The organism is Brevibacterium sanguinis, assembly GCF_039528855.1.
GTDB lineage: Bacteria > Actinomycetota > Actinomycetes > Actinomycetales > Brevibacteriaceae > Brevibacterium > Brevibacterium sanguinis.
On record NZ_BAAAMB010000005.1, the window covers coordinates 275,773 to 287,933 of the forward strand.

Sequence of the window (12,161 nt, forward strand, 5' to 3'; positions counted from 1 at the left end):
GTCTAGAGCCGGTCCCCCGCCCCCGCCTGGATCCGATGGTAGAGCGTCCACGCCGAATGGTCGGTCAGCGAGGCGATCTGGTCGGCGATGACCCGCAACCGGGCCGCGTCGTCGGCAGCCTCGGCGTGGTCGGCGGCGAACATCGGGTCGAGGCCGTCGGGGTGGGCGTCGTACCAGTCGGCGAGGCTCGTGATGACGGTGTCCTGGATGTCGTGGAGGCGCAGGCGGTCCTCGGCGACCATGACGGTCAGCGTCGCCATGCCCTTAAGCACGGCGATCTCGACGGCCGTGGACTCGGGCACGACGAGGGAGGCGGCGTAGCGGTTGAGCGGCTCCCAGCCGTACTCCTCACGGGTGGCGGCCTCCGCGGCCCCGACGAAGCGGCCGATGAGCTGGCTCGTCATGTGCTTGAGCGCCGCCTGGGCCCGGCGTGACCCGTCGAAGTCCTCGGCCGGCCAGTACGCGGCGGCCTGCAGTCGGGTGAGCGCCTTGTCCATCTCCGCGTCGTCGGTCTCGGGCAGGTACCACTGGCGGGTGATCTCGAAGAGCTCGAGGCGGCGGACCTCGTCGGCGAACTCGCCGAGGCGGAGGTGCCCGGCGACGACGGCGTCCTCGACGTCGTGAACGGAGTACGAGATGTCGTCGGCTAAGTCCATGACCTGGGCTTCGAGGCAGCGACGGCCGTTGTCGACCCCGTCCCGGTAGAAGTCGAAGACGGCGAGGTCGTCGTCGTAGACGCCGAACTTCCGCACCCCGGAGTCACGTCGCCCGGACGCGGCCTCGGCGCGCGGCCACGGGTACTTCGTCAGCGCATCGAGGCTGGCCCGGGTGAGGTTGAGCCCGGCAGGGCGGCCGTCGAGGGCGATGACCTTCGGTTCGATCCGGGTGACGAGGCGCAGGGTCTGCGCGTTGCCCTCGAACCCGCCGATGTCGGCGCAGAGCCGGTCGAGGATCGTCTCGCCGTGGTGGCCGAAGGGCGGATGCCCGAGGTCGTGGCTCAGGCAGGCGGTGTCGACGATGTCGGGATCGCAGCCGAGGTAGCGGGCGAGTTCGCGCCCGACCTGCGCGACTTCGAGTGAGTGCGTGAGCCGGGTGCGGACGAAGTCGTCGGTGCCGGGCGAGACGACCTGCGTCTTCGCTCCGAGACGGCGCAGCCCCGAGGAGTGGAGGACCCGCGCCCGATCACGCTGGAAGGCCGAGCGGCGCGGGTTCTTCGCGGGTTCGATGACCCAGCGCTCCTCGTCGCGCGGCGAGTAGTCCGCGACGCTGCCCGAGGCCCGGGCGATGCGTGCGGAGGTGTCGGTGGGCATCCTCATCCTCCCGAGACGTCGAGTTCGGCCTCGGCGAGGTCGGCGGAGCCGCTCTCGTCGAAGACGCGGGAGTCGAGCCAGCCCTCGGGCAGGTGGGGGCGCTTGGGGCGGGTGGTCCGCCCGCGCGAGCCCTCGGCGGCCTCGCCCGGGTACGGGGCGTCGCCGAGTTCGGCGAGCAGTGCGTCGAGTTCCGCGAGCGAGGAGACCATGGCCAGCCGGCTGCGCAGGTCGCCGCCGACGGGGTAGCCCTTGAAGTACCACGCGATGTGCTTGCGTAGGTCACGCACCCCGTAGAACTCCTCGCCGTAGTAGTCGACGAGGTATTCGCCGTGGAGACGGACCGCACGGGCCACCTCGGCGAGTCCGGGACGATGACGATCGGCACTGCCGTTCAGAGCGTTCGCGAGGTCGCCGAACAGCCACGGCCGGCCCTGGCAACCGCGGCCGATGACGACCCCGTCGCAGCCGGTCGTGCGCATCATCTTGAGCGCATCCTCGGCGGAGAAGATATCGCCGTTGCCGAGCACGGGAACGGTGTCGCCGAGGTGGTCCTTGAGTCGGGCGATCGCGTCCCAGTCCGCGGTTCCGGAGTAGAGGTCGGCGGTCGTGCGCCCGTGGAGGGCGATCGCTGCGACCCCGGCGTTGCGCGCGGTCTCCCCGGCGTCGAGGTAGGTGTGGTGGTCGGCGTCGATGCCCTTGCGCATCTTCACCGTCAGCGGGATGCCGCCGCGGTCGGCCTCCTCGACGGCGGTCGTGACGATCGCTTGGAAGAGGTCCTTCTTCCACGGCAGGGCCGAGCCGCCGCCCTTGCGGGTGACCTTGGGGACCGGGCAGCCGAAGTTGAGGTCGATGTGGTCGGCGCGGTCCTCGTCGACGAGCATCCGCACGGCCTGCCCGATCGTCACCGGGTCGACGCCGTAGAGCTGGACGGAGCGCGGGGTCTCGTACGGCTCGTGGTGGATGATGCGCATGCTCTTGGGGCTGCGCTCGACGAGCGCACGGGAGGTCACCATCTCGGTGACGTAGAGGCCTGCCCCGTACTCGCGGCACAGCCGCCGGAACGCGGTGTTCGTGATCCCCGCCATCGGGGCGAGCACGACCGGGGAGGACAGCTCGATGGGACCGATGCGCAGCGGCTTGACGGTCTGGGCGGTGGATTCTGGGCTGGGGCTGATGACACTCACCATGCCATTATCCCAAAGCCTGCCAAATCGGGCATCGTCCCCTTGCTCACAGACCCGAAACACCGAGGTGGTGCGGCATATTCCCTGGTCACCGGTCGTCCTCCCCGCGCAGGTCGCGCACGTCCCAGACGGCGTCGAGGCAGAGTTCGGCGGCGAGGCGGTCGTCGTGGGTGACGACGAGCATCGCTCCCCCGTATCCCTCGAGCGCCGAGGTGAGCGCCCGCTGCGAGGAGACGTCGAGGTTGTTGCCGGGTTCGTCGAGGATGAGCAGCTGCGGGGCCGGGTCGGAGAGCAGGGTCGCGGCCAGCGCGACGCGGAAGCGCTCCCCGCCCGAGAGCGTGCCGCACAGCTGGGCGGTCCGCTCGGCGCGCAGTCCCATGGCGGCGAGCACCTCGTGGACGCGGTGCTTGTCGAGGCCGGGGTTCGGCCGGCGCACCGCCTCCATGACACTGACCTCGGCGGGCAGGCGGTACTGCTGGTCGAGGTGGCCGATCGGCACGGACACCTGCAGCTCGAGGCCGGGGAAGAGGCCGTCGACCAGGCCGCCGCTCCCCGGGCCGCCGCTGCCCAGCCGGCCGCGGTCGCCGTGATCGCTCCCCACGCCACCGGCGGCGCTGCCACCGGTCCGCGCGGCACCGCGGACGGCGGCGAGGAGAGTCGACTTCCCCGCGCCGTTGGGCCCGGTCAGCCGGATCCGCTCCGGTCCGACGATCGTCTGCGGGCGTTCGAGAGCGCTCGTGCGCACCTCGAGGACGCGCCTGCTCGGATGGACCTCGGTCTCGGGCAGGTGGAGAGTGATCGAGGAGTCGCGGCGCAGCGCGTCCTTCGCGGTCTGCACGGCAGCGGCGGCCGCAGCCTCGTCGGCGGCCTTGTCCCCGCGCCGTTTGGCCGCCGACTTCTGCGCGAAGTCGGTGAGACCATTCATGACGATCTTCGGTCGGCGTTTGCTCGCCTTGTCCTTCGCGGCCTTCCGGTCCGAGCGCGCAAGGGTGGTCTCGAGGTCGATGCGCTGGCGCTTCTCGATCGCGTGGGCCTTCTTCGCGTCGGTCAGCCGCGCCTGTTTCGCCTCCTCCTCCGCGGCGACCATCTCCTCGTACGCGGTGTAGTTCCCGCCGTAGACGCGCAGCTGATCGGTCATCTCGACGATCGTCGTCATCGAGTCGAGGAGCTCACGGTCGTGGGAGATGACGAGGGTGGGCCCGGACCGCCGTGCGAGCAGCTCGGTGAGCAGGGCCCGGCCCGCCGCGTCGAGGTTGTTGCTCGGCTCGTCGAGGATGAGCCACGCGGACCCGACCATTGCCGCGCGGGCGAGACCGATCCGCATCGCCTCCCCGCCGGAGAACGTCGCAGCCTGCCGGTCGAGGTCGTCCGCGGTGAGGGTGAGCCCCACCTCGGCGAGGGCGGACAGGGCCCGCTCCTCGATGTCCCAGTCCTCCTCGATGATGTCGAAGTCGGCAGGTCCGGCCTCGCCGTGCAGGGCTCGATGCAGGCTCGTGCGGATGCCGGCGATGCCGAGGATCGCGTCGACCCGGTCGTCGGTGTGCGGCAGCAGCTGGTCGATGTGGACGGCGCCGGCGGCACCGGTGACGGTCCCCGTGGTGGGGGCGAGCGCGCCGGTGAGGAGCCGGGCGAGAGTGGATTTGCCGATCCCGTTGTCACCGACGAGGCCGGTGAGTCCCAGGGGGATCGTGGCGGTGAGGTGGGTGAGGATCTCGGTATCGTCGCCGAGGCGGTAGCCGAGTCCGGACAGGGTGATGGCAGAGGGCATCAGTGATCTCATTTCGTGCACGCGGTGCGGTGCGGGTCCGAATCACCCGCGGGTGCGGAAATGAGGTGTCACTTCATTCTCAGGCGCTGCCTTCGCTCGACTGTGGGACCTCATAAGGATGCCCGAATCGCCTCAGGTGCGTCAAGGTCGCCGAGGCGGTCGCCCGATCCCGGCCGACAGCTGCGGTGACGGCCCGGTGCGGCCGAGGACCCGGCTCAGGTGATGATGAGCATGAGCTCCGCCGACCGGTCGCTGGGGTTGGCGAGCTGGTGGGGCACATCGCCGGGGGCCTGTGCGCAGTCGCCGGCGCGCAGGATCGTGCGGCGGTCGATCGTGACGATCTCGACGGTGCCGGCGAGGACGAAGAAGGTCTCCCGGGATCCCGAGCGGTGGGCGGCGAACGGCGAGGTCTCGCTGCGGGGTTCGAGCGAGTAGTGGATGACCTCGATGTTCTCGCTCGGCGAGGGCAGGTCGCGGCGCCAGGTGCCGGGTCCGTACGTCGCATGCGGGACGATCGCGTCGGCCGGGGTGACGAGCACCTCGGGTTCGGCGAGGAGCTCGCCGACGTCGACGCCGAGCGCGCGGGAGAGCCCCATGGCATTGGACACCGAGGTGTCCTGCTCACCGCGTTCGATCTTCGACAGTGCGGCCCGGGAGATGCCGGCCCGGATCGCGAGCTCGTTGAGGGTGAGGTTGCTGTATTTGCGGCGAGCCCGGATGCGCGCCCCGAACACCCGCGCCCCGGGATCCTCTGACTTCGCCATGATGACATCCTAATGTAATCTCAGATAGTAGATCTCAATCCATTAAAAGTGATTATGACCGGTCTCCTCGCGTTCGTCCCCATTCTCCTCGCCGTCGCGCTCCTCGCCTTCCGCGCGCCGACGTGGGTCTCCGCGGTGGCCGGACTCGCCGGCGCAGTCCTCTGCGCGGTCCTCGCCTTCCCCACTCCCCTCCCCGTCATCTCCCAGGCCGCCGGCGACTACTTCCCCCTCATCGCCGAGGTGGTGCTCATCCTCCTCTTCGGGATGATGCTCGCCGGGATCCTCGAGGCCACGGGCGCGATGCGCACGATCTCCGCGAGTGTCGAGTCGATGGTTCCCAGCCGGTCTCTCGGCGTCGCCCTCGTCGTCTTCGGCCTCGTCCCCTTCGCCGAATCCGTCACGGGCTTCGGCATCGGCGTGACGATCGGGGTGCCGATCCTCCGGCATCTCGGCTGTTCGCTGCGGCATTCGGCGCTCCTCGGGCTCCTCGGGCTCGTCGCGGTCCCGTGGGGTGCGCTCGGACCGGGCACGACGGTGGCGGCGGCGCTCGCCGGCTTCGACGTCGATGCGCTCGGTCTGTCGACGGCCTGGGTGAACGCGATCTCGGTGGCCGTGGTTCTCTGCTCGGTTCTCGTCCTCATGCGTCCCCGCCTCGGCAGCGCACTCGGGATGATCGGCGCGGCCGGTCTGCTGTGGGGCGGGATCCTCCTCGCCAACCGTCTTCTCGGCATGGCGCCGGCCGGCATCATCGGGTCCCTCGTCGTCATCGTCGGCCTCGGCGTGCCCCTGGCGATCCGCGCCCGCTTCGCCGGGGTCACCGCGGCGCTCGGGCGCGCGGTCCTGCCCTACGGCGTTCTCACCCTCGGCATCCTCGTCGCGCGTGAGCTTCTCGCCGTGTTCCCGTCTCCGCTCATGGAGAGTCTCGCCTCTCCCCCGTTCTGGCTGGCCGTCGCCTGCCTCGTCGCTGCGCTCTCGCGGACCCGTGGGGAGAAGGATGTGCAGAAGGACGACGGGTCGACGGGGGTGCCCAGTGACGACGAATCGACGAGCGTCGGCAGCGGCGACGGATTGTCGGACGAACACAGGGGCGACGGTGCGTCGTCTCCCCCGCCGCTGCGTCCGGTCATCCTCCGCGCGGTCCGCGCATGGGTGCCGATCGGGGCGGCGACGGCGGCGTTCATGCTCATGGGCTGGGTGATGACGACCTCGGGGATGAGCACGGCGTTCGGGGACCTGCTGCCGACGGGGCTCCTCGTGCTCGCTCCGTGGCTGTCGACGATCGGCGCCGTGCTCACCGGGTCGAACACGGGCAGTAACGCGATGTTCGCGAGCACCCTCGCCGTCGCCGGTGAGGGTACGGCAGCGGGGCCGCTGACCGCCGTCGCCGCGGGCAACGCCGCGGGATCGCTGGCCGCGCTCGCCGCTCCGCCGCGGGTCGCGATGGCCGTCCAGCTCTCCGGCGCCGGCGCCGCGGATGCCCGGGACGGCTCGTGGGTGCTCAGCCGAGCGTTCCTCATCGTCGGCCTCAACACCCTCGCCATCGGCCTCTGGCTCCAGTTCCTCGCGTGAACGGGGCAACCGCCTCGGCGCCGGCTACCCGGGCCTGCCCAACTGCCACATCATCCCCGCGCCACCCTCAGCCCCACACACCACTCTGCGCCGCCCGCACCACCCTCAGCCGCACACACCACCCGAGGCGCCGACAGGCACCCGGAGCTGCGTATCCCCACCGCGGAGCGCCGAAAACTACCCGTGCACGGGTGGTCATTGTGGCTCAAGGGGCCGGTCGACTCCGCCGCTCGAGGTGCCGGTCGACGTTGAGGTGCCTGTCGGCAGCGAGCGATCGCGTGCGGGCATCGATGACCAGTGCACAACTCTCCGCCGAGGTGGTCCGCCAGTCCCCCGCCGAGGTGGTCCGACAGATCGTCGACCTCGCCGGTCCGATGCCCCCGCGGGATCGGCCGCCTCGGCGCCCTGGCAGTGAACCATCAGAGGGGCCCTGACCGATCAGGCGCGGCACTCACCCATCAGGTGCGCAACTGTCCGATCGGAGGCGGAGCTGACCGCTCAGAGGCGGATGAGCTCGCGTGGGAACGCGGTGAACGTGTCAGCGCCGGAGTCGGTGATGAGGATCGATTCGGAGAGTTCGTAGCCGTAGCCGTTCATCCACATGCCGCAGATGAGGTGAAAGGCCATCCCCGTTTCGAGGATCTGATCGTCCTCGGTGCGGATCGAGATCGTCCGCTCGCCCCAGTCCGGCGGGTAGCCGATGCCGATCGAATAGCCCAGGCGGCTCGGCTTCTCGAGTCCGTGCAGGGCCAGCGACCGATTCCAGGTCCGTGCGAGTTCCGCGGTGGGCACCCCGGGTCGGGCGGCCTCGAGGACGGCTGCCAGCGCCTCGGCGACGACCCCTTCGAGGCGGACGAGCTCCTGCTTCGGACGGCCGACGACCGCCGTCCGGGCCAGCGGGACATGGTAGCGGCGGTGGACTCCGGCGAGCTCGATGCTCACGGACTCATCCGTCGCGAACACCCTGTCGGTCCACGTCAGGTGCGGGGTGTCGGCGCTCTCTCCGGTGGGCATGAGGGGCACGATCGCCGGATAGTCACCCCAGGCGGCATCGTGGCCGCGGATCTGCGCGGCGGCGATCGCGGCGGCGACCTCGTGCTGGCCCACGCCCTCGGCGATCGACTCGAGGGCCGCGGTCATCGCCGCAGTCGTCACCTCGGCGGCCCGGTGCATGAGCGCGAGCTCGGCCGGGGATTTGATCGCCCGGATCCAGTTGACGAGTTCGAACGAATCGACGAGGCGCCATTCGGGCACCCCGTTGACGAGCGCGCGGAAGGCCCGCGGGGAGAAGAAGTGCGAATCCATCTCGACGCCGACGGGCGAGGTGGAAGCGCGCGCGACCTCCCACCGCTGGCGCAGGGCGAAGGCCACCCAGTCGAAGGGGTGGATGTGCGGGCGCTGCACATAGCGCTCGGGATAGCCGACGATGTCCTCCGGCGGCAGCCACGAGGTGTGCGTGGCCCCACGGGCGTCCATATCGCGCATGAAGAGCGTGAGCGGACCCGAGGAGGGGACGAAGAGCAGCTGCGGAGTGTAGAACGACCACGCGTTGTAGCCGGTGAGGTAGTAGATGTTCGCCGGATCGGTGACGATGAGCGCCGAAAGGCCCTGGTCGCTCATCCGCCCGCGCACCGCTGCGATGCGAGCGAGGTACTCCTCGGGGGCGAACCCGAGATGCTTCGCTCCGATCGTGTCGACCTCTCCGGGATAGGGCTGCGGACGCGACCGGACCTCGGCCCCCGCACCTCCCTGTTCGGCGCCCGGACGCATCCCCTGCACATCGGCGCGACGGTCGGCGCGACCGGAGAACAGCTCACCCTCATTCATGCGCCCAGTCTGGTGATCCGCCTCACACGGTGTCAATGAGGCGCGCGCAGACCGGCACCGAGGCGGCTGGAGCCCGGTCCCGCCGGCACTGCAGCCCGCGTGGGCCCGACGCGACCGTCTCGACCAGGCAGCCCCGACCGGCAACCAAACCCGTCACCACGCCCACCCGCTTCCCGTTCATGACGGATACAGAATGAAAGTTCAAGGAAATCAACTGAATCCGCAAACAGGACTACGCATTCCGACTGAATCGATGGTAGGTTGGTCTGAGACTCACATCACGGAGGTGAAGAATGACCCACTCGCTGCCGAGCGTCAGCAGTCACCGCCTGGGCAACCTCGACGAGAAGTCCAAGGCGATCATCGTCGAACTCCAGCACGACGGACGCAAGTCCTACTCTGCCATCGGCAAGTCCGTCGGACTCTCCGAGGCGGCCGTGCGGCAGCGGGTGTCACGGCTCATCGAATCCGGCGTGATGGAGATCGTGGCCGTGACCGACCCGCTCAGTCTCGGCTTCGCCCGACAGGCCATGGTGGGCGTGAAGGTCCGCGGGGACATCTCGAAGGTCGCCGACAGGCTGCACGGGTATGACGAGATCGACTATCTCGTCGTCACCGCGGGGTCGTTCGACCTCCTTGTGGAGATCGTCTGCGAATCGGACCGACACCTCATCGATTTCGTCAACCGAGAACTCCGGTCGATCGACGCCGTCGTCGACACGGAGCTCTTCATGTACCTCTCACTCGAAAAGCAAAAATACAATTGGGGGACACGATGACAGACAATGTCACCAGAGCCGGCACTCCGTATCAGGAAGCCGTGCGCAACAACGTGTGGATGCACATGGCACCGCACCAGGCCCTGTTCAACGGCGGACAGGCACCGATCATCACCCGCGGCGAAGGCCACCACATCTTCGACGACAAGGGCAAGAAGTACCTCGACGGCCTCGCCGGTCTCTTCACCGTCCAGGTCGGGCACGGTCGTGAGGAGATCGCCAAGGCGATGTACGACCAGACCATGCAGCTGCCCTTCATGCCGCTGTGGTCGTTCGCGCACCCGCAGGCCATCGAGCTCTCCGAGCGTCTCGCGAGCTACGCCCCCGGCGACCTCAACCGCGTCTTCCTCACCTCCGGCGGCGGCGACTCCGTCGAATCGGCGATGAAGCTCGCGAAGAACTACTTCAAGCTCACCGGCAAGCCCGGCAAGCACAAGATCATCTCCCGTGCCACCGCCTACCACGGCACCCCGCACGGCGCGCTGTCGGTGACGTCCCTGCCGGGCCTGCGCGAGCAGTTCGCCCCTCTCGTCCCCGGTGCCCACAAGGTCCCGAACACGAACTTCTACCGTGCGCCCGAACCGTACGCGCACGATGAGAAGGCCTTCGGCCGCTGGGCGGCCGACCGCATCGCCGAGGCGATCGAGTTCGAAGGCGCCGACTCCGTGGCAGCCGTCTTCCTCGAGCCCGTGCAGAACTCCGGCGGCTGCTTCCCGCCGCCTCCCGGATACTTCGAGCGGGTGCGCGAGATCTGCGACGAGAACGACGTCCTCCTCGTCTCCGACGAGACGATCTGCGCCTACGGCCGCATCGGCGACATGTTCGCGTGCAACGACTTCGGCTACGTCCCCGACATCATCACCTCGGCGAAGGGCATCACCTCCGGGTACGCCCCGCTCGGTGCGATGATCGCCTCGGACCGTCTCTTCGAGCCCTTCGGCCCCGACGGCGACGCGACGTTCTACCACGGCTACACCTTCGGCGGACACCCCGTCGCCTGTGCCGCCGCGATGGCGAACTTCGACGTGTTCGAGAAGGAGAAGCTCAACGACCACGTGCACGAGAACGCCGGTGCGTTCAAGTTCACGCTCGAGAAGCTCAAGGACCTCCCGATCGTCGGCGACGTCCGCGGTGAGGGCTTCTTCTACGGCATCGAACTCGTCAAGGACAAGGACACGAAGGAGTCCTTCACCGAAGAGGAGTCCGAGCGCATCCTCAAGAACTTCGTCTCGGCGAAGATGTACGAGAACGGCCTCTACTGCCGTGCCGACGACCGCGGCGACCCGGTCATCCAGCTCTCGCCCCCGCTGACCGTCGGTCAGAAGGAGTTCGACGAGATGGAATCGATCATCCGCAGCGTCCTCAAGGAAGCGTGGACGATGTTCTGATCGCCCACCTCGGCGCGTGACGCAACGACAGCGGCCCCGACACCTGAACATGGTGTCGGGGCCGCTGTCGTTGCCGGTGGGGCGGGTGAGATCATCGATCGCCGAGGCGGACGGGCAGGGGCCTGGGACCGTGCCCGTCCGCTGACGCTGAAGTCTCAGTCGCCGTTGGGTCTCAGACGCCGATGGGTCTCAGACGCCGAGGTGCTCAGCGAGGTAGGCCTCGACCTGGTCGAGGCTCACGCGCTCCTGGCTCATGTCGTCGCGTTTGCGGATCGTCACCGCGCCGTCGTCGAGGGAGTCGAAGTCGTACGTGATGCACAGGGGCGTGCCGATCTCGTCCTGGCGACGGTAGCGGCGGCCGATGGCCCCGGCGTCGTCGAAGTCGATGTTCCAGCGCTTGCGCAGCTGTGCGGCGAGCTCCTTGGCCTGCGGGGTGAGCTTCTCGTTGCGGCTCAGCGGCAGCACCGCCGCCTTGACCGGGGCCAGGCGCGGGTCGAGGCGGAGGACGATGCGGGTGTCCGTGCCGCCCTTCGTGTTCGGCGCCTCGTCCTCGGTGTAGGCGTCGACGAGGAACGCCATCATCGACCGGGTGAGACCGAACGCGGGTTCGATGACGTACGGGGTGTAGCGCTCCCCGCTGGCCTGATCGAAGTACTGCAGCTTCGCGCCCGAGGCCTCGGAATGGGTGCCGAGGTCGTAGTCGGTGCGGTTGGCCACGCCCATGAGCTCGCCCCATTCCGACCCCTGGAAGCCGAAGCGGTACTCGATGTCGATCGTGCCCGCCGAGTAGTGGGCGCGCTCGTCCTCGGGGACGTCGAACCGGCGCATGTTCGCCTCGTCGATGCCGAGCCCGATGAACCAGTTCCAGCAGTCCTCGACCCAGGTGGAGAAGAACGAGTCGGCCTCGTCGGGGTGGACGAAGTACTCGAGTTCCATCTGCTCGAACTCGCGGGTGCGGAAGATGAAGTTGCCGGGCGTGATCTCGTTGCGGAAGGACTTGCCGATCTGGCCGATGCCGAACGGCGGCTTCTTCCGGGCAGCGGTGACGACGTTGTTGAAGTTGACGAAGATGCCCTGCGCGGTCTCCGGGCGCAGGTAGTGGAGGCCCGCCTCGGACTCGACGGGACCGAGGTAGGTCTTGACGAGCCCGGAGAACTGCTGCGGCTCGGTCCACTGACCGCGGGTGCCGCAGTCGGGGCAGACGATGTCGGCCATGCCGTTGGCCGGTGCCTTGCCGTGTTTGGCCTCGTAGGCCTCGACGAGGTGGTCCTCCCGGTGCCGGTGGTGGCAGTGGAGGCATTCGACGAGGGGGTCGACGAAGGTCTCGACGTGGCCCGAGGCCTCCCACACGCGCTTGGGCAGGATGATCGAGGAGTCGAGGCCGACGACGTCCTCACGTCCGCGGACGAAGGTCTGCCACCACTGCGACTTGATGTTGTCCTTGAGTTCGACACCGAGCGGACCGTAGTCCCATGACGACCGGGTACCGCCGTAGATCTCTCCGGCTTGGAAGACGAAGCCCCGGCGCTTGGCGAGGGCGATGACGGCATCCAGCTTGGACTGTGCCACGAT

Annotated in this window: 9 protein-coding genes; 3 read left to right on the plus strand and 6 right to left on the minus strand. The window is 68.9% G+C overall.

Translation table 11 applies throughout. The annotated features are described in order from the left end of the window. Positions 1-2: 2 nt before the first annotated feature. From ABD154_RS06110 to ABD154_RS06125, 4 genes are all read right to left on the minus strand, one after another. On the minus strand, positions 3-1,310 hold the full coding sequence (locus ABD154_RS06110; protein WP_344250587.1) for a deoxyguanosinetriphosphate triphosphohydrolase: 1,308 nt from the start codon (positions 1,308-1,310) through the stop codon (positions 3-5). A gap of 2 nt (positions 1,311-1,312) precedes the next feature. Continuing rightward, positions 1,313-2,497: a tRNA dihydrouridine synthase DusB gene (gene dusB / locus ABD154_RS06115; protein WP_344250589.1), complete on the minus strand. Its 1,185-nt coding sequence runs from the start codon at positions 2,495-2,497 to the stop codon at positions 1,313-1,315. An 85-nt stretch (positions 2,498-2,582) separates the two neighbouring features. Next, complete coding sequence (locus ABD154_RS06120; protein WP_344250591.1) at positions 2,583-4,262, minus strand: ATP-binding cassette domain-containing protein; 1,680 nt, start codon at positions 4,260-4,262, stop codon at positions 2,583-2,585. 215 nt (positions 4,263-4,477) lie between these two features. Then, positions 4,478-5,026: a helix-turn-helix domain-containing protein gene (locus ABD154_RS06125; RefSeq protein WP_198498946.1), complete on the minus strand. Its 549-nt coding sequence runs from the start codon at positions 5,024-5,026 to the stop codon at positions 4,478-4,480. A 54-nt stretch (positions 5,027-5,080) separates the two neighbouring features. Here ABD154_RS06125 and ABD154_RS06130 point away from each other — a divergent pair, with 54 nt between their 5' ends. Continuing rightward, the gene (locus ABD154_RS06130; RefSeq protein WP_344250593.1) at positions 5,081-6,595 is read left to right on the plus strand and encodes an L-lactate permease; all 1,515 of its coding nucleotides are present in this window, start codon (positions 5,081-5,083) and stop codon (positions 6,593-6,595) included. 498 nt (positions 6,596-7,093) lie between these two features. Here ABD154_RS06130 and ABD154_RS06135 read toward each other — a convergent pair whose 3' ends face one another. Next, positions 7,094-8,422 (minus strand): M24 family metallopeptidase, encoded by a 1,329-nt coding sequence (locus ABD154_RS06135; RefSeq protein ID WP_344250595.1) that lies wholly within the window; start codon positions 8,420-8,422, stop codon positions 7,094-7,096. 293 nt (positions 8,423-8,715) lie between these two features. Here ABD154_RS06135 and ABD154_RS06140 point away from each other — a divergent pair, with 293 nt between their 5' ends. Together ABD154_RS06140 and ABD154_RS06145 are read left to right on the plus strand one after the other, a co-directional pair. Beyond that, positions 8,716-9,201, plus strand: coding sequence for an Lrp/AsnC family transcriptional regulator (locus tag ABD154_RS06140; protein ID WP_137827067.1), 486 nt, complete (start codon positions 8,716-8,718; stop codon positions 9,199-9,201). Beyond that, positions 9,198-10,589, plus strand: coding sequence for an aspartate aminotransferase family protein (locus tag ABD154_RS06145; RefSeq protein ID WP_198498950.1), 1,392 nt, complete (start codon positions 9,198-9,200; stop codon positions 10,587-10,589). Before ABD154_RS06140 ends, ABD154_RS06145 begins: the two co-directional genes overlap by 4 nt. 189 nt (positions 10,590-10,778) lie before the next feature. On the opposite strand, the gene ABD154_RS06150 is transcribed toward ABD154_RS06145, so the two are convergent. Next, the gene (locus ABD154_RS06150; protein ID WP_198500985.1) at positions 10,779-12,161 is read right to left on the minus strand and encodes a glycine--tRNA ligase; all 1,383 of its coding nucleotides are present in this window, start codon (positions 12,159-12,161) and stop codon (positions 10,779-10,781) included.